The sequence below is a fragment of the Sphingobacterium thalpophilum genome, from assembly GCF_901482695.1.
GTDB lineage: Bacteria > Bacteroidota > Bacteroidia > Sphingobacteriales > Sphingobacteriaceae > Sphingobacterium > Sphingobacterium thalpophilum.
Genome location: NZ_LR590484.1, coordinates 2,839,861 through 2,861,710 on the forward strand (window position 1 = coordinate 2,839,861; position 21,850 = coordinate 2,861,710).

Annotated in this window: 20 protein-coding genes and 1 pseudogene; 20 read left to right on the top strand and 1 reads right to left on the bottom strand. The window is 40.6% G+C overall.

Annotated features, from left to right (window positions below):
* Positions 1–184 precede the first annotated feature (184 nt).
* Positions 185–1,111, bottom strand: a pseudogene (locus FGL37_RS26105) (recombinase family protein); the annotation flags it as partial.
* A gap of 532 nt (positions 1,112–1,643) precedes the next feature.
* Between FGL37_RS26105 and FGL37_RS25370 the strand changes: the two are divergent.
* The 20 genes from FGL37_RS25370 (at position 1,644) to FGL37_RS11870 (ending at position 21,800) form a co-directional block, all read left to right on the top strand.
* The gene (locus tag FGL37_RS25370) at positions 1,644–1,808 is read left to right on the top strand and encodes a hypothetical protein (RefSeq protein WP_160169508.1); all 165 of its coding nucleotides are present in this window, start codon (positions 1,644–1,646) and stop codon (positions 1,806–1,808) included.
* A 205-nt stretch (positions 1,809–2,013) separates the two neighbouring features.
* Positions 2,014–2,421: a plasmid mobilization protein gene (locus FGL37_RS11780; protein ID WP_028070544.1), complete on the top strand. Its 408-nt coding sequence runs from the start codon at positions 2,014–2,016 to the stop codon at positions 2,419–2,421.
* On the top strand, positions 2,406–3,647 hold the full coding sequence (locus FGL37_RS11785) for a relaxase/mobilization nuclease domain-containing protein (protein ID WP_028070543.1): 1,242 nt from the start codon (positions 2,406–2,408) through the stop codon (positions 3,645–3,647). The genes FGL37_RS11780 and FGL37_RS11785 overlap by 16 nt, the downstream gene beginning before the upstream one ends.
* A gap of 29 nt (positions 3,648–3,676) precedes the next feature.
* The gene (gene mobC, locus FGL37_RS11790; RefSeq protein ID WP_028070542.1) at positions 3,677–5,689 is read left to right on the top strand and encodes a conjugal transfer protein MobC; all 2,013 of its coding nucleotides are present in this window, start codon (positions 3,677–3,679) and stop codon (positions 5,687–5,689) included.
* Between the two features lie 133 nt (positions 5,690–5,822).
* Positions 5,823–6,848 carry an NAD(P)-dependent alcohol dehydrogenase gene (locus tag FGL37_RS11795; RefSeq protein WP_028070541.1) on the top strand — a complete coding sequence of 342 codons (1,026 nt, stop codon included), beginning with the start codon at positions 5,823–5,825 and terminating at the stop codon, positions 6,846–6,848.
* A 200-nt stretch (positions 6,849–7,048) separates the two neighbouring features.
* On the top strand, positions 7,049–7,930 hold the full coding sequence (locus tag FGL37_RS11800) for a helix-turn-helix domain-containing protein (RefSeq protein ID WP_160169507.1): 882 nt from the start codon (positions 7,049–7,051) through the stop codon (positions 7,928–7,930).
* 37 nt (positions 7,931–7,967) lie between these two features.
* Complete coding sequence (locus FGL37_RS11805; protein WP_028070539.1) at positions 7,968–8,540, top strand: Crp/Fnr family transcriptional regulator; 573 nt, start codon at positions 7,968–7,970, stop codon at positions 8,538–8,540.
* Between the two features lie 70 nt (positions 8,541–8,610).
* Positions 8,611–9,336 (top strand): SIP domain-containing protein, encoded by a 726-nt coding sequence (locus tag FGL37_RS11810; protein ID WP_028070538.1) that lies wholly within the window; start codon positions 8,611–8,613, stop codon positions 9,334–9,336.
* Positions 9,337–9,675: 339 nt separating this feature from the next.
* Positions 9,676–10,308 carry a DUF2652 domain-containing protein gene (locus tag FGL37_RS11815; RefSeq protein WP_051607020.1) on the top strand — a complete coding sequence of 211 codons (633 nt, stop codon included), beginning with the start codon at positions 9,676–9,678 and terminating at the stop codon, positions 10,306–10,308.
* A 27-nt stretch (positions 10,309–10,335) separates the two neighbouring features.
* Entirely contained in the window at positions 10,336–11,676 is a 1,341-nt protein-coding gene (locus FGL37_RS11820; protein WP_211253638.1) for a TolC family protein, read from the top strand.
* A 14-nt stretch (positions 11,677–11,690) separates the two neighbouring features.
* On the top strand, positions 11,691–12,746 hold the full coding sequence (locus FGL37_RS11825; protein WP_037533671.1) for an HlyD family secretion protein: 1,056 nt from the start codon (positions 11,691–11,693) through the stop codon (positions 12,744–12,746).
* Between the two features lie 5 nt (positions 12,747–12,751).
* Positions 12,752–14,353: an MFS transporter gene (locus tag FGL37_RS11830; protein WP_081817907.1), complete on the top strand. Its 1,602-nt coding sequence runs from the start codon at positions 12,752–12,754 to the stop codon at positions 14,351–14,353.
* An 89-nt stretch (positions 14,354–14,442) separates the two neighbouring features.
* Entirely contained in the window at positions 14,443–15,018 is a 576-nt protein-coding gene (locus tag FGL37_RS11835; protein ID WP_028070535.1) for a TetR/AcrR family transcriptional regulator, read from the top strand.
* A 77-nt stretch (positions 15,019–15,095) separates the two neighbouring features.
* Complete coding sequence (locus FGL37_RS11840; RefSeq protein ID WP_051607015.1) at positions 15,096–15,686, top strand: HdeD family acid-resistance protein; 591 nt, start codon at positions 15,096–15,098, stop codon at positions 15,684–15,686.
* Positions 15,687–15,753: 67 nt separating this feature from the next.
* Positions 15,754–16,938: a hypothetical protein gene (locus FGL37_RS11845; RefSeq protein ID WP_028070534.1), complete on the top strand. Its 1,185-nt coding sequence runs from the start codon at positions 15,754–15,756 to the stop codon at positions 16,936–16,938.
* Positions 16,939–17,204: 266 nt separating this feature from the next.
* On the top strand, positions 17,205–18,029 hold the full coding sequence (locus FGL37_RS11850) for an RteC domain-containing protein (RefSeq protein WP_028070533.1): 825 nt from the start codon (positions 17,205–17,207) through the stop codon (positions 18,027–18,029).
* 135 nt (positions 18,030–18,164) lie between these two features.
* On the top strand, positions 18,165–18,656 hold the full coding sequence (locus FGL37_RS11855) for a hypothetical protein (protein WP_138096802.1): 492 nt from the start codon (positions 18,165–18,167) through the stop codon (positions 18,654–18,656).
* 19 nt (positions 18,657–18,675) lie between these two features.
* Complete coding sequence (locus FGL37_RS11860; protein ID WP_028070531.1) at positions 18,676–18,993, top strand: DUF4134 domain-containing protein; 318 nt, start codon at positions 18,676–18,678, stop codon at positions 18,991–18,993.
* Between the two features lie 18 nt (positions 18,994–19,011).
* A complete protein-coding gene (locus FGL37_RS11865) occupies positions 19,012–19,350 on the top strand; it encodes a DUF4133 domain-containing protein (RefSeq protein WP_028070530.1) in 339 nt (112 codons plus the stop codon).
* Entirely contained in the window at positions 19,347–21,800 is a 2,454-nt protein-coding gene (locus FGL37_RS11870; RefSeq protein ID WP_028070529.1) for a TraG family conjugative transposon ATPase, read from the top strand. Before FGL37_RS11865 ends, FGL37_RS11870 begins: the two co-directional genes overlap by 4 nt.
* Positions 21,801–21,850: the final 50 nt, after the last annotated feature.

Sequence of the window (21,850 nt, forward strand, 5' to 3'; positions counted from 1 at the left end):
CCAAGAGTTCTCTTTTGGCTTCCAGTTCCTTTTTACGGATTACTACAGCTTTCTCCAACTCTTCCTTTACATACCCGATTAATTCTTTCACCTGTTCTCCTGTAAAACATAAATGTTCGAGCAACTCTGCATATTTTTTGTGCAACACAACACCCGAAATATTGAGCGAACTGTTTTTTACACAACGGTAATACAGGTAATAGTGTTTCTTTCCCTTACTAAGTCCTGCGGTCATATGACCGCCACAGCAAGCGCATTTCAGCACACCCCTTAAAGGAAATTCTTTCCTTAAATGGGGTTTTTCCACGCGCTTATCGGATAACATTTCCTGCGCCCGCCAGTATTGTTCCTCGGTAATAATCGCTTCGTGTATGCCTTTTACAAGCCGTTCAGGTTCTTTTTCCGTAGCAGATACCTTGACAAATCCTGCATAAAGAGCGTTATTTAAAATCCTTGCCATCGTATCATTGCCCGTACGGGTAAATCCCATTTCCAGAACGGACTTGTGTATCATATAGTGTGGCACTCCCGATAGGTAATCCCTAAATATTTTCCTTACGATATACGCTTCCGATTCATTGACAACAAGCAACCCCCTTTTCGTTCCAGCTTCTCGGACATTGGTATAGCCGTATGGTGCGAGTCCAACATAACGCCCCGATTCCTGCGCCTGTCGGATACCAAGCCTTGCCCTGCGTCGAATGGTAAATAGTTCTTGATTGGCAATAAGGTATTTGAACGCCCGCATCATGAATACGTTTGGGTCAGAAGTATCAATATCGAGTGACTCGTTTGTAGCAACGACCTTTAGGCCGTGCTTCTTTTCCAGTTGCTCAATCTTCATTAATGCTTCGGGCAGGTTACGGCTAAACCTGTCGTGGTCAAGGACAATAAGGTATTTTACCTTGCCCCTTTGCTTTTTGATGAACGTTTCCAATGCCCTGTAATCGGCACGGTCAAAAGTATAGCTACTCTCTCCATCGTCCACGTAGACCGAACCAAGCTCTACTTTATTGTATGCACAGTATTCCCGTATCGCTTTTTCTTGGTATTCGAGCGAGTAATGGGATTGGTCTTTAGTACTTTTTCTGACATAACCTATTGCTTCCATATTCAGTCTCTTTAGTGATTTTTTTAATTGTTAACTCTGTAATTATTGACGGGAAATGCCCTCGGCATTCAGTCGTCTTTCTGATGCATGTTTTTGTTCTCATGTACCGTCTCCTTAATGATTATTTCAACAATTATCTCTGCCATAAATTTAAGAAAATTATCCTGATTTTCAGTACTTTGTGATGAGTTTTTTAACTCTTTTGCAGAGGTTTTTTCAACCGTTTTACTTTTTGTTTTGTCATGCTTCATCCTGCAATAATGAAGCATAAAAAAGCAGGTCTTTGACAACCTGTTGACAAGCCCCCAAACATTATTTTTCGGGGCAGTTCCTTTGGTGCTTTTTGGGCGTGTCCCGACGTTGACGGGTCGGGCTATCCGTTGCAAGTCCTCGCTACGCTGTGGGCTTTCCACTTCTATCCCTCACGCTACCGATTAAGTGTCCGTGAAACCGCAAAAAATCTTTAGCCACTACCCAAGCAGTTGTCAATCCCCGAATAGACTTCCTATCAACTTTGACAAAAAAATCGGACATGAAAAAGAAAGGAAAAAAACGGCTACGGCAACAAGAGCCATACGCAACAAAGCACGATGCCAAAGAGGTTAAGAACGTGCGCAAGAAAGTACGGCAGTACATACGGAGTACCCTCGCATTATCCGAAGATATGGACGAGAGTTTACAACGGTTTCTAAAGTAGCGACCATCAGCTAAAATCATTGTTTCACCAAAGTTTAGGAAAAGAGTTGAGCACCTTTTTATGGGGAGCTTTTGACCCACGTGGGTGGGTAGCAAAGATGTATTTTCGTATGCGGTAACCCGCATACGAAAAACACTTTGCCCGCCTTGAGGCGGGAGACTTTGCTCGAAACTCGCAAAGTCCTAAGCGTTCTGAAAAGCCATTTATGCCAAGAAAAAAAACACCGGAAAGAGACGGCATTTTAACACATTCCATCGTGATACGTGTCACAGAGGAAACCTTTAAAAAACTCGAAAAAATCCAAAGGGAAAGTGACTGCAAATCCATCGGGCAGGTCGTCCGAAATATCCTTGCAGACAGGCATATCAAATACATCATCAAGGATATGTCCATGAACGGCACTATGGAGGAACTCGCCATGATACGAAAGGAAATCAAGGCAATCGGTATCAACATCAACCAACAGACCCACCGTTTCCACTTGAGTCAGAGCGATGCCGAACGCTCGTTTCACTATCGAAAGACTGCGGAGATATACCGCTCCATAGACCCCAAAATCGACGACCTGTTGCAAATCGTCTCAAAACTCGCTGAAAAATGGTTGCAAGGATAAAGATTGGAAAGAGCATTAGGGGTATACTTCACTACAACGAGCAAAAAGTATCGGAGAGAGACGCACGGATTATCATGGCGAGCGGGTTTGCCATCGAATTGGACAGCCTCGATTTTAACGGCAAACTGCGGAGGTTTCAGCATCTTACCGAACTTCGCCCGAGCGTGGCGACCAATGCACTCCATATATCGCTGAATTTCGATGTAAGCGAAAAATTGGAGGACGGGAAAATGCAACGTATCGCCAACCGATACATGGAGTTGCTCGGTTTCGGAAATCAGCCTTTTTTGGTCTATCGGCACGAGGACGTCTCGCACCAACATATACATATCGCCACGGTCAGCATCCAAGCGGACGGCACACCTATCAATCTGCACAACATCGGTAGGAAACGTTCGGAAGAAGCTCGCCAGACCGTCGAAAAGGAGTTTGGCTTGCTCGTGGCCAAGAGCAAGAAAAAGAAAGCATATCCCTCGATAAAAGCCATTGATGTCGAAAAGGTCAGCTACGGAAAGACCCCGACAAAACGTGCCATCAGCAATGTGGTAAGTAGCGTATTGGAAAACTATCGGTTTACCTCGCTCCCCGAATATAACGCTGTTCTAAGGCAGTTTAACGTGGTGGCAGACCGAGGTGCAGAAGACAGCGAAATGTACCGTAAAAATGGCTTGATATACTCCCTGTTGGACGAGAACGGCAACAAGGTAGGTGTACCCCTCAAAGCAAGCTCTTTTTACCACAAACCCACGTTGGCGAACATCGAGAAGAAGTACGAACGGAACAAGGACAAAAGGGAGCAATTCAAAAAGGACATCAAGAACAGGCTGGACGATATTCTACTACGGTACGAGACCGTCACAAAGGACACGCTAAAACAGGAACTCGCCAAAAGCGGGATATTCCTTTTGTTCAGAGAGAACCAACAGGGCATTATCTATGGAGCGACCTACGTGGACAATGTAAACCATACGGTATTCAACGGTAGCGCATTGGGCAAAAGTTATAGTGCTTCGGCTATCAGCAAACGGCTCGGCAATTCGGACATTCCAAAAAACCACCTTGCCACACCGTCTTTTACGACCCCATACGATGGGCTGTCACTTGATAACCGTTCAGCAGATCCCGCACCAAGTCTGGGTTATGTGCAAGAAATGCTTGATACCAAAGATTACACACCCTCACAGACCTTGCGGAGAAGAAAGAAAAAGAACCAAAATAGGCTTTAAAAAGCCTACATCTCAAAATTTAACAAGCTATGAACACAGGAGAAGATATACAGGGTTTACGCAAAATTGCCGACTTCACAAGGCTATTAAGCATTGCGATACTTGCCATACACTTTTACATTGCCTGTTACCTTGCGTTTCAGTCGTGGGGATGGACAGCCAATATCACCGACCGTATTGTCGAGAATATTTCCAAGACAGGGCTTTTCAGCAGTTACCTCAAACCCAAGATTGGCGCATTGATTTTATTGGCGGTCTTCCTGTTGAGCATCAAGGGCAAAAAGGACGAGAAAATCAAAAAGAGCCACATCGCCATCTACATACTTAGCGGTCTCTTCCTCTATTTCGTCAGTACGTTTTTGCTTTATATCGATATGACCATAGAGACCCAAACCGTCCTTTATATCGGGATTACGAGCATAGGTTATCTCCTTATGCTCATTGGCGGTACGTGGCTGTCAAGGCTTCTAAAGGACTTGATGAACGGTGGAGTTTTCAACGATGACAACGAAACGTTCCCACAGGAAGAAAGGTTGCTTGACAACGAGTATTCCATTAATCTCCCTGCGAAGTACAGGCTAAAAAAAGAAATACGTGACTCATGGATTAATTTTATCAACCCACTGAAAGGGCTTTTAGTGGTCGGAAAGCCAGGAACAGGTAAGAGCGCATTTATTTTCCGCCATCTGATTGACCAACACATCAAGAAAGGTTTTACCGTATTCCTATACGATTTGAAATTCGATGACCTTTCCAAGATTGCTTATAACAAGCTGTTACAGTACCGTCATCAGCTTAAAAAACCGCCTAAATTCTATGTTATCAATTTTGACGATTTAAGCAGGACACACCGTTGCAATCCCTTAGACCCAAATACGATGGATGACATTACGGATGCAACCGAATCGAGCCGTACCATTCTGTTAGGACTTAACAAACAATGGTTGAAGAAACAGGGCGATTTTTTCGTGGAATCGCCAATTAACTTCCTTACAGCCCTCATTTGGTATTTGAGGAAATATCAAGAGGGCAAGTATTGCACCTTGCCCCATGTTATCGAGCTTATGCAGGTAGATTACAATATGCTGTTTCCTATCCTCGATATGGAGGAAGAAATCAAGGTACTCGTTAATCCGTTTATTTCGGCATTTCGCAACAAGGCGATGGAGCAATTGGAGGGACAGATTGCAAGTGCCAAGATAGGGCTTGCCCGCCTTTCATCGCCACAGCTCTATTGGGTATTGAGTGGCAACGATTTTACCCTCGACATCAACAACCCCGAAGACCCCAAAATCGTATGTATGGGAAACAATCCGCAGAAGTTGCAGACCTACGGGGCGGTACTCTCCTTATATGTCAATAGGTTGCTGAAAATCATCAATCAAAAGAACAGGTTGAAATCAAGTCTAATCTTCGACGAATTTTCGTCCATCCTAATTAATAACATTTCTAACCACCTCGCCATTGCCCGAGGGTATAAGGTCTCGACCGTCTTGGGGTTGCAAGATTTAAGTCAGAATGTCAAGGACTACTCCAAAGAAGAAGCCGACGCAATCTTTGGTGTTGTCGGTAATATCATCAGCGGGCAGGTCACAGGAGACACGGCGAAGCATCTCAGCGAACAGTTTGGAAAGATATTACAGGAAAAGGTAAGCCAAAATATAAACAGTAGTGAAACATCGTTTACCAAGTCTACCCAATTGGAGTATGCCATACCCGCATCCAAAATATCACGCCTTTCATCGGGCGAGTTTGTCGGTGTCGTAGCCGACAATCCCGATTGTAGGATTGACCTCAAAATGTTCCATGCCGAGATACAGAACGATTTTAAAGCCATAGCAGAAGAAGAATCCAAGTACAGAGAAATCCCTATAATAAACCCCATCACTCCCGAAGATGTACGGTACAATTATGAGCGGATAAAAGAAGAAGTGCGGGAAATCGTCAGAACAGAGTTAAAGAAATTAGAAAGCTATAAACCCGACAATACCCCAAAACCCGATGAACCAAAAGGGAATGAATCGCCACCAATTTCTACTTAACAACGTGTTTGGTATGATTAAGTCATTATTATATATCTGTGTTTTGTCCACTAAAGAGCGAGAAAAGGAGGATATTTTTACAAACAAAACTGCAAAATTTGATATATTAAAGTTACTTAAAATTTAATTGGTTATGAAAGCAGTACGTTTATTTGGACATAAAGATGTCCGTGTAGTAGAAAATATGGAAATTCCTAAACCTAAAGGTGATGAAGTATTATTAAAAATCGGCGGAGCTGGTGTTTGTCATTCGGACTTACATATTATAGATGATAATTTACTCCCTATTTCCGATTTTACTTTAGGACATGAGAATGCAGGTTGGATTGAGGAAGTTGGTCCAGACGTTAAAGGCTATAAAAAAGGTGACGCGGTATTGGTATATGGTCCTTGGGGATGTGGACATTGTAAACCCTGTCAACATTCCCAAGAAAATTATTGTGACCATCAATCCGAAAACCCGTTAGGTGGCGGATTGGGATTAAATGGTGGTATGGCAGAATATATGTTGGTACCGTCTTCACGTTTATTAGTACCAATTCATGATTTAGACCCCGTTATTGCGGCTCCGTTGACGGATGCAGCTTTGACGCCCTATTCTGCCATTAAGCGCTCATTGAATAAATTGATGCCTGACGAATTTGTGGTGGTTATCGGAGTAGGCGGTTTAGGGCATACAGCCTTGCAGATTTTAAAAGCAATAAGTAGTACAACTATCATTGCCTGCGATATTACAGCGGAAAAATTGAATTTTGCGAAAGAGTTGGGAGCGACTTATACGGTTAACTCTACCGACCCTGATGCTACCGAACAAATCCAAAAAATTACAGGAATAAAAAAAGCAAAAGTAGTGCTTGATTTTGTAGGGATCAATTCTACCATTGCTTTGGGAACTAAGATAGTAAGCTTAGATGGAGACCTCACACTTGTCGGTTTAGGAGGAGGCAGATATGATTACACCATGATGGAATTACCTTTTGGTGTATCAATGACTAATCCCTATTGGGGTTCGAGAACAGAACTCATGGAAGTTGTGGGGCTTGCAAGACAGAAAAAAATCCATATTGAGGTGGAGCGTTTTCAGTTGGACGAAGCCAATGAGGTGTACGATAAATTAAGGCAAGGGAAAATTAGAGGAAGAGCGGTATTGGTGCCTTAATTCTGAAAACTGACATGATGTGGAAAATCCCCTTTTATGGGGATTTTCTATTTATCCAAAACTTTGAAAAAGGTATTAATAAGCCAATTATAGTATGGACAATATAATAAAACATGTGTTTTATCCACCAAATAACGAGAAAACAGAATACTTTGTCTGAAAATTACGGTAAATTTGTGAATACATTATTCAATAAGTTGATGAAACGTGCTATACCTATTTGGCAGTTAAAAGATAATATATCAGGGGTTCGGATTGACAAAATCGATAGCTCCTATATTTCAGTATTGTTAGAGAGCATAAGCGAACTGCACCGTAATGACTATTTTATATGCATCATGCTAACGACAGGAAAGGCAGAACTTCTTGTTGATTTTAAAAAAATAGAGGTAAAAAAAGAAAAACTCCTATTTCTTGTTCCGGGACAAATCCGTAGAGCCATACATTTTGACACCAATAGTAAGGGATGGATACTGTTTTTGGATAATAAAATTGTAGATGACCATGCACGCCTCATGATTGAAGACTCCTTATTTAAAGAACCTCTTTTATCACTTTCCCAATCCGAACTTGAATGGTATCTTCAATATTTCACCCTATTATTCAACACCTATAATGATTACACTTTTGCAAGCTTTCATAAGTCTGCGGTATATTCTTTAGCTATGCCCTGTATTTATAAAATAGCAGCGGCATTTCAGGCAACAGCTGAATCATTGTCAAAGCAATATTCTCAGCGGAAGATAGAACTTACAAAAAAATATAAACGATTGGTAAGAAACCACTATCGTGATTTAAAGAAACCGAGTGATTATGCTGGCTTAATGCATTATTCTACAACATATCTTAATGATACAATAAAATCAGTGACAGGCTTCAAGGCCACTTATTTTATACAACAGGAAATGCTTAGGGAAAGCCAAAGGTTATTGTGTTATACAGACCTTAGCATAAAAGAAATTTCAACCGAATTAGGATATGATGATCCCAAATATTTTAATCGAATCTTCACTAAACTGACCAATGTATCCCCTGGTCGATTTCGCAAAGATTTTAAATCACATAATACCGTAAAGACATAACCACCAATAATGTAATCGTGGACTTATTACAAATAGCATGATAAATCAACTTAAAAATGTACTGAAAACATTTGCTTCTTTTGACGAACAGGAACTTGGCAAAATAGCGAATTATTTTACACAAAAAACAGTTAAAAAGAACACCATTTTGTTGAAAGAGGGTATTATCTGCAATGAATTTTATTTTGTTTCCACAGGGTGTATCAGGATATTTTTCATGGATATGAATGGACAAGAAAAAACGCGGTATGTTATGCTTGATAGTGACATGAATTTAGGAACAGCATTAACAAGTTTTATTTCCCAACAACCGTCCATTGAATTTATAGAAGCACTTGACGACACGGAGCTATTAGTAATCAATCACGCTGATTTTTATCGTCTTAACAGTGAATTGGCTAATTGGAGAATATTCTATCAACGGATTTTGGAAACGGCTTATTCATTTCAAAGCAGGAGGATTGAACATTTAGTAACCCTTACCGCTAAACAACGGTACGATAATGTCCTGAAAGGAAACCCCATGTTGATACAGCGTCTTTCAAACAGAGTGTTAGCTTCCTACCTTGATATTCGAGAAGAAACATTAAGTCGTCTTAAATCCAAATAGGCGATTTTGACCTAAGTCAAAGTATAATCGTATTTATTAAACCATCTTTGCATAATTAGATTCTGTAAATATGGGAATAATTGGAAACATACTGAAAATTGTACTTCAAGAGGCAATAATCGAAAAAAAAACAAAACTTTCGGATACCGTATATCGGATACGGCTAAAAAGTGACAGTGTAAAAAGTGCCGATTTTGTGGCAGGATATTTCTTACGGTTAGGCTTCGGCATCGACAATAACGAACTTTCTTTAAAAGACAAAGTGAGAAGTTACAGCGTTTGGGATATTGATAAATCCAATGGATACATCGACCTTGCCATCGCAACACACAGTAACGGGATCGGCGCCAAATGGGTACAGGAATGCCATGTTGGAGAAAGAGTTTTCTTTAAATGGAAAAAGGGTAATTTTCTTGTTGACGACTCCGCAGATAGCTATTTAATGATCGGCGATTTATCTGCATTATCACATTTATATATGGTTAGGCGGAATCTTCCCAAAAACAAAAGAATAGAAAGCATTTTCTATTGTCAGGATATAAATGAGCGGTTCGAAGATATTGACGGAACAACGCCATTTGATTTTTATGAAATGACTCCAAATCCTTATGACGAAATCATTACGCTCATTAAAAAAATAATTCCTAAAATGGAGGGTGAAAAAATAGTTTACATTGGCGGGGATAGTAGGATATGTGTGGCATTATCCCAATTTTTCCGCAAAGAACTACATTGGAATAACAAACAAATAAAAACGAAACCATTTTGGAATCCAGTGAAAAGAGGACTTGAATAGTCTGTAACAATCACTTATCAGCGCCTAAATTAATCTTCCTTACCTAAATCAGCTCTTGCAACGCTATAATATATTGAAATAAGGTATAAAGTCTATTCTTTTTTGGTGATAATCTCACAACTACCTATCTGAATACGAGATTTGGTGGCTGGGTTCTCCATTCTTTGAAAGAATCGCAAGTATCATAGATAAGCAAATTGAATAAAAATGTGTTTTGTCCACTAAATCAGGCGAAAAGTAGGACTTTTTGAATAAACTGACAGGTATCTTTGTACAAGATTTCATTTTTATGGTAAGAAAATAAAGAAGCCTATCCGGCGATTTAAACAGAGTATTGATATGACAAAGGACCTAAAGAAGAACGAAGAGCATCTGGGGATGATTTTCATTCCCGATATAAGCGGTTTTACAAAATATGTTCATGGGATTGATGTTAAGCTAAGAAAGGAGATTATCTCTGAACTACTTTCTACGATATTAAACACCAATATTTTAAACTTAAAAGTTTCTGAAATTGAGGGTGATGCAATTCTATTTTATAGGTATGGTGCGCTACCTACTTTTAAAGATTTAATGAATCAATACGAAATTATGCTCATTACGTTCAAAAGGAAACTACGTGAACTGACCCAAGGTCGCCCCTCTCTCATCCCCGAACTTTCTTTGAAACTATTGGTTGACTACGGCACTATTACGGAATATAAACAGTTTGGGTTTAGCAAGCTTGGGATGGCCATTGTGGTTGCGCATAAGTTGCTTAGGAACAACATTCCAAGTCAAAATTATATTCTTGTTACCAAAGAATTTCTACATCAGTTCCAAAACCAAAAAGCCAATGAAATAATCCTGCCCGAATGGGTAACCCAAAGAACCACCGAAGTTGACGGCTCGCTATTCACTTACTTTTTATATGACACGGAAATATTGAAAGGAAATGTGTTACAGGAACGAAAAAAAGAAAATCCCGATTAATAATAGATAGACAATATATAAATGAAAATGATACGTCAAAAAAGAAAGACAAGACTTATACTTCTTTGGTTTTGTTCGTTAGGTGCCATGCACGCACTCAAAGCCCAGACTTCGGATAGCACAATCGTTAAACTTTCAATAAATGAGGCAATCCGGCAATCCAAAGAATCCAATAAACTAATAGAAGTATTTCGGAACGAAACGTCAGCAACACAGGCCGAATTACAGGATGCAAAACTGGGGGTATTACCTCGTATTCTTACAAATGCATCCTATCAGCGATATAGCGATGTAACACTATTTGAGGATGTATTAGGAGAATCGCACAGTATTCCCAAACCGCCGAATGCGAATGCGGGTGCTTTGGGTGTGGAAGCCGCTTTTAACCTGTATTCCGGCGGTAGACAGAAAGCGGCTGTTGCAGGTGCTAAACATAAGGATGAATTAGCAACCATTAATCTGAATGAACAGGAAGCCAATATTGGACTACAGGTAGCGGTACAGTACTTAGATATGGTGAAATACTATTATCATGAAAAGCTTATAAAGGACCAAGAAAGACGAGCGCAGACCCGCTTAAAGAACATCAATGCTTTTTATAAAAATGGCAAGGTAACAAAGAGTGATGTATTGAGAGCAGATGTTGCCCTTTCCAATATTCAGTTGAATCTCACCGCAAACAGAAATGATTGTCAGATTAGTTCCCATAAACTCTTAACATTTTTAAATAAGGATTATCGAACCAAGATTATTCTTGAAGATACAGCTTCTTTGCATCTCCCTGCAATTGGTGAGGTTGAACAACTATTGGGCGACTATTCGGAAACATTCTCCATCCTTAAAGTAAAGAAGAATATAGAACTTCAAGAGAACCGCACCAAGTTGACAAAATCCTACAATCTTCCCTCAATCAATTTGTTTGGTGGTTATGGATTTAATTATCCAAACACACTCGTTTTCCCACCACAACCACAAACCTTTGCTGTTGGACTTGTGGGAATAAAGGCGACTTACGATATATCGTCTTTATACCAAAATAAAAACAAAGTAAAGGCTTCATATATACGTGAGAATGAATTAAAACAACAGAAAGAGTGGATTGAGGACAACGTACAGCAAGAAGCTAAAGCCCTAATTACAAAATATGCTGAAGCCTTAAACAGGATGTCCGTCATTAAAAAATCAATAGAACAGGCAGAAGCAAACTACAATATCCAAAATGCAAAATATTCAAATCAACTTAGCTTGTTAACGGACTTATTGGAGGCAGACAATCTTTATTATGAAGCCAAATTTAACTATATACAAGCAAATATAGGTGCCCTCTCCCTTTACTATCGATTACTTTTTTTAACAGGAAAACTATAAAACAAAACAAATAAATGAAACCAAAAAATAAGAATTCCAAAAGTGCTGTCATTATAGGAAAAGTTACCGCTTGGATTGCCGTAATTTTTGCCGTGGTTGCAATTTTCTATTTTGTACGATACCTGCTACATTCAAGCGATTATGAAGAAACAAACGATGCACAGATTGAATCGTTCATCAATCCTGTTTCTGCGAGGGCAGGTGGATTTATAAAACAGGTTCTTTTTGATGAACATCAAAAGATTAAACAAGGAGACACACTTGTTATCTTGGACGACAGAGAATATCTCCAAAAAGTAAAAGAGGCAGAAGCCATGCTGGAAGACACCAAAGCACAGCAGGAAATATTAGCAGCCAGCATCCATTCAGCAGAGACCGCGACACTAATCAATCAGGATCAAATCAATGCTGCAAAAGCTACATTATGGCAACAGGAACAAGATGTAAAAAGATTTAAAAATCTTTTAAAAGATGAAGCGGTAACATTAGCCGATTACGAACAAATGCAGACCCGATACGATGTTTCCAAAAACAACTACAATGCCACAGTAAATGGTCTAAAAACCGGAAATGCTAAAGTCCGTGAATTACAAGCAAAGTATAACTCACTTTTTGCGGCACGGAAACGAGCAGAAGCTATGTTGGACTTAGCAAGACTTAATTTAAGCTACACGGTTATCACGTCTCCCTATAATGGTTATACCGGAAGAAAAAACATCTTGGAGGGGCAACAGGTGCAAGCTGGGCAACCACTGGTTTCCGTAGTTAATACAAACGATAAATGGATTACTGCCAATTTTAAGGAAACACAGGTAAATGGAATGTATGTTGGTCAACCGGTAGAAATAGCGGTTGATGCTATAACTGACAAAATATTCCACGGTAAAATCGAGGCTATATCGGCTTCTACAGGGTCTAAATTTTCATTGTTGCCCGCTGACAATTCAACAGGGAATTTCGTAAAAATAGTTCAGCGCATTCCTATAAAAATAGCTTTTACAGATGACGATACAGATGAGCTTAAAGCAGGTATGAATGTTAGAGTTAAAGCGAAAAATGCACAAAAATAACTGTAATGAGGAAAGCGATATATTTTAACAAGTGGATAAGCCCACATGTAGGTCTGACAAGGATTGGGTTAGTTCTGATTTTATTTGCCGCCATGGCTCAATTTGCATCGTTTGGACTTATACAGGCACATGTAATGTCTTTTTATGGTGCCGAATCAGAAGATATTTCTTTCGCTTTTCAGATTACTTTTGCAGGTATCATCAGTACCCTGCCCGTACAGTTCCGCACACAACGGTATTTTAATATACGCACTTATCTTTTGATAGCGTTTATTGCAGGGATACTACTTAATTTGGGTTGCCTATTTACACATGACTTAATCATATTTTCGGTTTTACGGTTCTTTATCGGGGTAGCGACATGCATTGTAGCGGGCAGTATATTAATAATTCTTTTTTCTACCCTGCCAGAAGAAAAAAGAATGCTTGTTGGTGTTTCTATTTTTTTCTCTTTGGTGCTTACGTGCGGATTGATTGTAGGACTTGGAGCATCTTGGGTGGTGCTACGGACAGATTGGGTAGTTTTTTATTATATCCTTATTGGATTACAAATCATAGCCATCGTAATTTGTCTTGCTATCTTTAAGCCACATACAAACATTAGACCTTATCCTTTGTATCAACTTGATTGGATTAGTTACATACTGTTTATATTTGGAGCGGTAGCAACAGCATTTGTATTCATATACGGACCAAAAAGATATTGGATGTCTGACCCTGTTATAGTGTACACATCCGTATTTGCATTATTTAATATTGGTCTCTTCCTATATAGAAAAGCTACCCTCAAACGCCCGCTGATTGACCTTACTGTTTTTAAATTCGGTAAATTTCTTTTTGCACTTTTCTTGATGTTAGTTTTTTGGGGACTAAAGGATAGTATAAACCTCGTTTATGGTTATTCGGCTGGGGTTCTCGGTTGGAGTTCAGCTGATGTAGTAAATGCAGGAATGTATAACATTGTAGGGGTTGTCATTGCGACATTTATAGCCCTTAAGTTAATTCTTGCGAAAAAACAGAATCTTCCAAAACTTCTATTAGCAGGTTTTTTTGTACTATGTGTTTATCACCTATGGCTATACTTTCGGCTAACGCCAGACCTGTCATATTACGAACTTTGTTTTCCCATATTTCTACAAGGTTTGGCTTGCGGTTTTTTATTTGTTCCCATTACCATATTTTGTGCTGCAAGTGTACCCAAAAGTACCGGAATGACAGCTATAATTGTTTGTGCCTACGCTCGTTTTCTTGCTACACTTAATTCAATAACTGGACTCTATACGTTGCAGTTACATTACAACCAAAAATACAAATATGGTTTTCTTAGTAAACTTACCTCAGATAGCGAAGTGCTTATGCAGAGACAAAATTTATATAAAAGTTTTCTTGCATCGAAGGGGTACGGTCAAAATGAAGCAACGGGCATCTCAAATATGTTAATTGCAAAATCTTCGGGGGTTCAAGGTCAACTACTAACTATGCGGTCAATTTTTATGATTGCCGCGATAGCCGCTGGAGTTGTGCTAATCGTTTTATGCTGTTTTGCCATCATAATGAAAATTAAAACGGCTAAGGAGACTCGGAATATTGCCAATGCAAATCTTTGATATTGTTAAGTGATTTTCATATTTGAGAGTGTTGGTTTGCAAGAAAAATAGTTAATAGTATAAAATTGAATGTAAAACGGAATGAGGTTATGAATACAAAAGATCAAATTTTACAGGCTGCCGAAGAAATGTTTTATCAAAAAGGTTATCCCTTAACAACTATACGGGATATCGCCAATAAAGCGAAAATGAACAGCGCTATGATTCACTATCATTATGGGAGTAAAGAAATTCTTTTTTTGACTCTCCTAAAAAAGATGGAAAATGGTCTAAATAATATTTGTCTAAAAAGGTCTTCGGTAGAAAATGATATGTTGATAAAAGCTTTTATTATAGACTCCCTGAAAGAAACTTGTTCACGACACAAAGTTTTTCATCTTTATTTAAAAGAGCAATCTCAACCCTCTACCGAAGAGATTGGTGAATTCGTTGAAAGATTGAAGCACAAACATTTTAATCATTTTAGTTCCCTTGTCCAAGTACAGAATAAGCAATCAACCAATAAAATCACAAATAAAAGAGCCGAACTAATATATTATTCAGTCTTTGGAATGATTAAAGAGTTGTTCCGATCCCATAAAATCAAAACAAATAATGAGGACAGAGAGAATAATAACTTAATAGACATTGAAACGGTTATTATGTACATAGATAAAAATATTTAATACCAATCCCAAGACCTTAATAAGATGATTCAAAATCGTCTTGTCAAATACTAAATAATCATAGAAAGCGAGGCGTTATGACAACATTGTTAAGGAATACTAAAAATCCCGTAAAGCATTGGTTTGCACCTGCAATCATTGGAACCGTTCCCATGATAATCGGTATCTATATTTTTATGGCACCTTTAGAGACATACGGAGCATTCACTCCGTTGATTGGTCTTTCATTTCTGATTTCCGGTATTTTAGAAATTATCTTTTCTATTCAAAACAAAAGTGAAATAGACGGATTGACCTTTTATTTAACAGGCGGTCTTTCCAATACAATTATTGGGATTGTAATATTATCAAAGTCTGAAATAATCATCTTGATGTTACCTTTTATTGTTGGTTTCACACTCCTATTTCAAGCTATACAAGGATTAAGCTTCGCCTTTGTCCTCAAAAATTATAGTCATTTGAGGGGTAAGAATCTTACCATCACAAGCATATTAAGAATTTTAATATCGACTATTTTAATATGTAATCCCATTTTTACTCGAATTTCATTAACAATTATTACGGCTTTGGCATTCGTCCTATCGGGAATTGGTGGGGTAGTTTTAAGCGTTCAGCTAAGAAAATTAAAAAGAAACCTGCCCAATAAATCAGAACCACTTTTTAAATAGAAAGGAGTTAAAAACATACATCGAAATAAAGAATTAATAAAAGATAATTTGGATTTAAAATATTGGGATGGAACTATTAAAAATCGAAGACTTGCTAAACTCTCTTTGGCAAGAAATTGAGTTATATTTATCTGAATCAGAAGAATTGAATCTGCAAAAAGCCAATAGCCTTAGAAAAAAAACAAATGTTGTGATAGAAGAAGCAGAAAGACAACTTTCCTATACACTCATTGAACTCGGACACAACCATAATGGTAAAGGACATCGGGTAGATGCAGTCATGGAACAAGCCATAGCTTTGAGTTTAAAAGCAGATACGCATCTAAGTAAAGCCCACTTATATCACCCGTATCGCACAGAGTTATTGGAATGCTTTTTGGCATCTCTCGATAGGCTAATGCTCAACATACGGTCTAAATTTTCACATTTGCAATATGCTAAGCTCTCTCCCCCGCTACATTATGTTGGTTATATACAGGCAATGGAAATCAACAAAGTAGAATATATAATTAAAACAATTCAAGAAGCCAATTTACATGCCATTATCGTAAGTTCGCTACAAGACTATTTCGTTAATCCAATGCCCTCAAATCATAGCTCACGAACACCAAATGACGGATTTAGCTCACTTGATTATTTTGTGGGGCTCGTGGAATCACTGTATGAAATTTGTCGCAAGACATCAACATTTGAACTCGAAGAAGCAATATATTACGAGCTTATAAATCGAAACTTTAACCGAGTACAATTTATCCGTGCTCTTGTTAGTTATTACAGAAAAATATTGGACAAAGTAGAAGACCCAATAGACGAGATAGGACGGCTATTTGTTATGCAAAAAGAAATCAGTAAGATTCCAGTTATTTCCGGAATGGCTTATATCCATTCCGATGCGGGATTGAAAGAGTTTGTATTGAGGGCAATATCCATAGAGATCAGGTTCTTGAAAAATATGATAAAGCACCGAGAGCAAGAGGTCGCCTATCTTATTGGCCCAACTTTCAGTACCCAAAGAAATATAGTGCAATTTTTGATGATGTTCAATGCCCTTTTTAACCTATCATTCCTGCGCAGAACAGGGAAAGGCAGTCTCCCCCAATTTATACGACAGAACTTTATCAGAGCGAACGGAGAGACATTTTCATTAGGAAGCCTACAAAAGAAAAATTCGGTAACAGATAGAAAAAATGCACAGGGATTAGTAGAGATGTTGAGCAAAATGATAGAATATATTACGAGAAACTATCTGTAAAGTAACGTTTTCCGTTTCTATTCCCATTACAATAGTACACTCTTATCCCAAAAAGAGGTATATCCTACAAAGCTCCATTTTCACCCAATAAACCAATCCTACCTATCATTCCCTGTAATTTCTTAGTAAGTGAAACCGGATGAAGTAAAAACATATACTTGACAGGTGTATGTTTGTGTAGGAGATTTGTTATTCAGTCCCAAAAATCGCGATTACAGAAAGTGGACAAGTGGCGCGCCCTATGGTTTAACTAAAGTGGCAGAGACATGATTAGAGAAAAGTCCAAAGAGGCAATAGGGATTCTTGGAGAAACCCTTGCCGTAACAGAGCCGTGGGAAGATGCTCGAATCGACTGCATCCAAAGGCTATTACAGGAACTGAAAGACGAGGCATTGCGCCACGGATTTACGGACAAGCAGGAAGAGATTACCTTTTTCAAGGAAAGCAAACCCTTTTTTTGCGGACACCTCATGTTCGCATACATGACCCAAAAATTTCGATTGGACAGCCCCGATTGGTCGGAGACCTTTGTACGCCAATTCTACCAAGCTAAACTGAACGACATCAACAGCTTTTTTGACGACCATAAAGAAATCGTTTCCTATTACCGTTCCAAAGCCGACCACCTTGATGAAGTCCTTTTCATCCGTGGTAGAGGGAGTTGCCCGACATGGCTGTGTACACAGCGTATAGATGCGGACGAACGTTTTTCCACACTTGGCGATTATCCATTTTCACAGATTATCGCCAATGAACTAACCGCAAGATATATCAACGAGCTCTTGGAGGGCAGGCCAAAGGACACCCCCAACGATCCCGATGCACCTGTACTGAAATGGACAGGTGACAGCATCAACTTTTACGAATTGGCTTATGGCATTCATTGCACCGGACAACTGAACAATGGCAATGCTGAAATCATCGAGGTAATCCGTGTATTGGCGAAAGCCTTTGGCGTGGAGGTAAAACGACCTTACAGAAGATTTGCCGAAATCAAACGGCGAAAAAGGATAAGCCGAACGCAGTACATCAACAGCATGGGAACATCCCTAAATCAGAAATTAGAAGACGAAGACGCCTACATACCGTAGGCGTTTTTTATGTGACCCCACCCCAAATTATTTTAGGGTACTACCCAAGAGGTTGTCAAACAAGACCTGCGCAAACCGAAAACTTTGCTTCCGAAATCCCTGCGCAATGGAGCGTCGGGAAAAACGAACAAAGTTATGTTACTATCAGATTTTACATGGTTGCACTTCTTTGCAATCGCCACAATCCTAACCGTGTTGTGGTACACAGGCGTACTCCTGTTATTTTTCCGTGAAGAAATCAAAGGGGCATTCGGGTTGAAACCGAGAGAGACCAAGCCCCCGAAATCCGAACCGCCGACAACACACCACGACCCCGATAATGTCATGGGCGAAACCAAAGACCCCGAGGGCATGACCGAAACCTACGAAATCAACTTTGCCGACCCGCACCGCAGGGAAAGGCAGTTAGGGTTAGTCCCAGACTTCCTAAAGGAAATCTCGGAAATCGTAGAGATTACCCAAAAGGAAAACGGCACGAAGCAAGACCTATTGGGGATGTTGGAAGAACTCAAAGAAACCTATCCCGACATCACATCCGTCGAGAATTGGGATAGCCTTGTCGTACACATCAAGGACAGCTCCCCGTTCCCCATCACCGAGGACGAAATCAAAAACCTATTTCGCTAACACTTAAATCCCATCAGTTATGAAAGAAAAAATCAAAAAGCTATCAAAGCCACTTTCCCTTGTCACAACCTTACAGCTTATTGCCCTAAGCCTATTTGCACAGAGCGGAGAAGCAGGATTGCAGGAAGCGACACGACAGGTCAAAGGCTATTTCGATACAGGCACAGACCTGATGTATGCTATCGGTGCAGTCATCGGAATCGTCGGAGCGGTCAAGGTGTTCAACAAATGGAACGCAGGAGACCCGGACACGAACAAGGTCGCCGCAAGCTGGTTCGGGAGCTGTATTTTCTTGGTCATCGTGGCGACGGTGCTCAAATCATTCTTTGGGGTTTAGAAATGGGAGGAAAATACAATGGCAGTAGTCTATCACATGAACAAAGGCGTTTCCCGACCCATCGTCTTCAAAGGCTTAAAGGCACAGTACATCGCCTACCTCGCAGGGGGATTGGTCGGATTGCTCATTCTCTTTGCCGTGCTGTACATCATCGGACTTCCCTTAATGGTCATTCTCCCTGTCATCGGTACGGCGGGAGCATCCCTGTTTTGGGCAGTTGACCGATTGAGCAAACGCTTCGGAGAGCATGGACTCAAAAAGTACCTTGCCCGAAGTCGCTTGCCCAAGGCCATACGCTACCGTTCACGAAAACAATTCATACACCTCAAGTACCGAAAACAAATCAGAGCAAAATGACAGAAGCAACCAAGATACTTCCCATTGCAAGCGTGGAAAACAACTGCATACTATCAGCAAACGGCGACATCACACTCGCCTATGAAATCCATCTGCCCGAGATATTCACGCTTGCCGAAAGGGAATACGACGCATTCCACCAAGCGTGGATAAAGGCGATAAAACTTCTTCCCGAACATACGGTACTACACAAGCAGGATTGGTTTGTAAAGCGCACCGTTCGGGAAAGCTCGGGCAAAACCTTTCTATCCACGAGCAGTGACCGTTTCTATTCGGGGCGACCCTACATGGCGCACAACTGTTACCTGTTCCTTACCAAGAAACCCGATGACAGGAAACCGTCAAACTCAGCTTTCTGTAACATACTACGAAAATCCATCGTACCCAAACAGACCGTGGACAGCGTGCTGTTACGGAATTTCGAGGACATCGCAGGGCAGTTTACAAGGGTACTCGAAGACAGTGATTTTGTCGGGTTGCGCAGGCTCGTTGACGATGAACTTGCAGGCACGGCAAACAAAGCAGGTATCATTGAGCGTTACTGTTTCCTGTTGGGCGAGGGCGAAGAATCCCACCTGTGCGATACCCATATCGGGGAGCGTATGACCATCGGGAACAAGCATTGCGAAATGTACACGCTTTCCGATGTCGAGGAACTCCCCTCGATGTGCGGTAGCCGTATCAACTATGATAGGTATAGTACCGACAGGACAAAGTTTTCTATTGGTTTTGCCAGTACGCTCGGTTTATTGTTGGACTGTGACCACCTGTACAACCAATACCTTTTCATAGGCGATTCGCAAAAGACCATCAAGGAACTCGAAAGGAAAAGGCTACGGCTAAACTCCCTTTCAGCTTATAGCCGTGAAAATTCGGTAAGCCGTGATGCCGTAAACGACTATCTGAACGATGCCGTTGCCAACCAATATCTTCCTGTCCGAGCGCACTTCAATGTGATGGTGTGGGATGAAGACAGCGAAAAGCTAAAGGACGTGCGCAATCGGGTATCGGCAAACATGGCAAAGATGGATGCCGTGGCAAAGGTCGAATCCGTCGGCGCACCGCAGATATATTGGGCGGGCATGGCAGGAAACCAAGCAGACTTTCCCGAGAACGATACCTTTATCACCTTTGCCGAACAGGCAACCTGTTTCTTTAACCTCGAATCAAATTACAGGTCGGACAGCTCGGGCATACGGCTCAGCGAAAGGCTCTACGGTCGGCCTGTATCGGCAGACCTATTCGATAAGCCGATGAAGCAGGGAACGATAACAAATCGCAATTTGTTTGTCTGCGGGGGCAGTGGAGGGGGTAAATCCATGCTGATGAACCATTTTCTGCGAACACTATACGAGGACGGTGCGCACTGTGTGGTCATTGATGTCGGAGGCAGTTACAAGGGTCTTTGCGACCTGTTGGACGGTTACTATTTCATTTATACCGAGGACAATCCCATCAAGTTCAATCCGTTCTACCTGTCGGACGGCGAGGTCTTGGACACCGAGAAAAAAGAAAGCCTAAAGACCTTGCTTTTCTCCCTGTGGAAGAAATCGGACGAGACCTACACACGTTCCGAATACGTTGCCCTGTCCAATGCCCTCACAGCCTATTATCAAAAGCTCGACAAGTATCCGAACATCTTTCCCTCGTTCAATACGTTCTATGAGTTTCTAAAGGACGATTACAGCACGGTACTGAAATCATCGGGTGTTAACACTCGGGATTTTGACTTTGAGAATTTTCTCTACGTGCTGAATCCCTACTACGAGGGTGGCGAATTTGACTACCTGTTGAACGCCAAAGAGAATCTCGACCTATTGAACGAACGCTTTATAGTCTTTGAACTGGACAACATCAAGTCGCATGAGATTTTGTTTCCGGTGGTCACGATTATCATCATGCAGATGTTCATTTCAAAGATGCGGAAGCTCAAAGGTAGAAAGGTACTTGCCATCGACGAAGCATGGATTGCCATAGCAAAGGCGGGTATGGCAGAGTTTATAAAATACCTCTACAAAACAATCCGAAAATTCAATGGTATTCCCGCACTGATTACGCAGGAGGTGGACGACCTCATCAGTTCGCCTGTCATCAAGGAGACCGTGGTAAACCTATCGGACACAAAGGTCTTTCTTGATATGCGCAAATTCATGAACAAGTTTGACAGTCTGCAAGCGACACTTGGACTTTCCGAAAAGACCAAGACCATGATGCTCTCACTGAACAGGGCAAACGACCCCACGAAGAATTACAGGGAACTTCTGATAGACCAGGGCGGACAGTCCATCAAGGTCTACCGTAACGAACTGTCCACCGAGGAGTATTTTGCATACACCACCGAATTGACCGAGAAGCTCAAAGTACAGGAATATGCCGACAGGTATGGAAGCATGGAAAGGGGCATTGCCCATCTCGCAAAGGAACTGCGAATGCAAAAACAGAATCAATAACAAATTAGACAAACAGCGATGAAGATGTTGAAGATGATGAAAAAAACCGA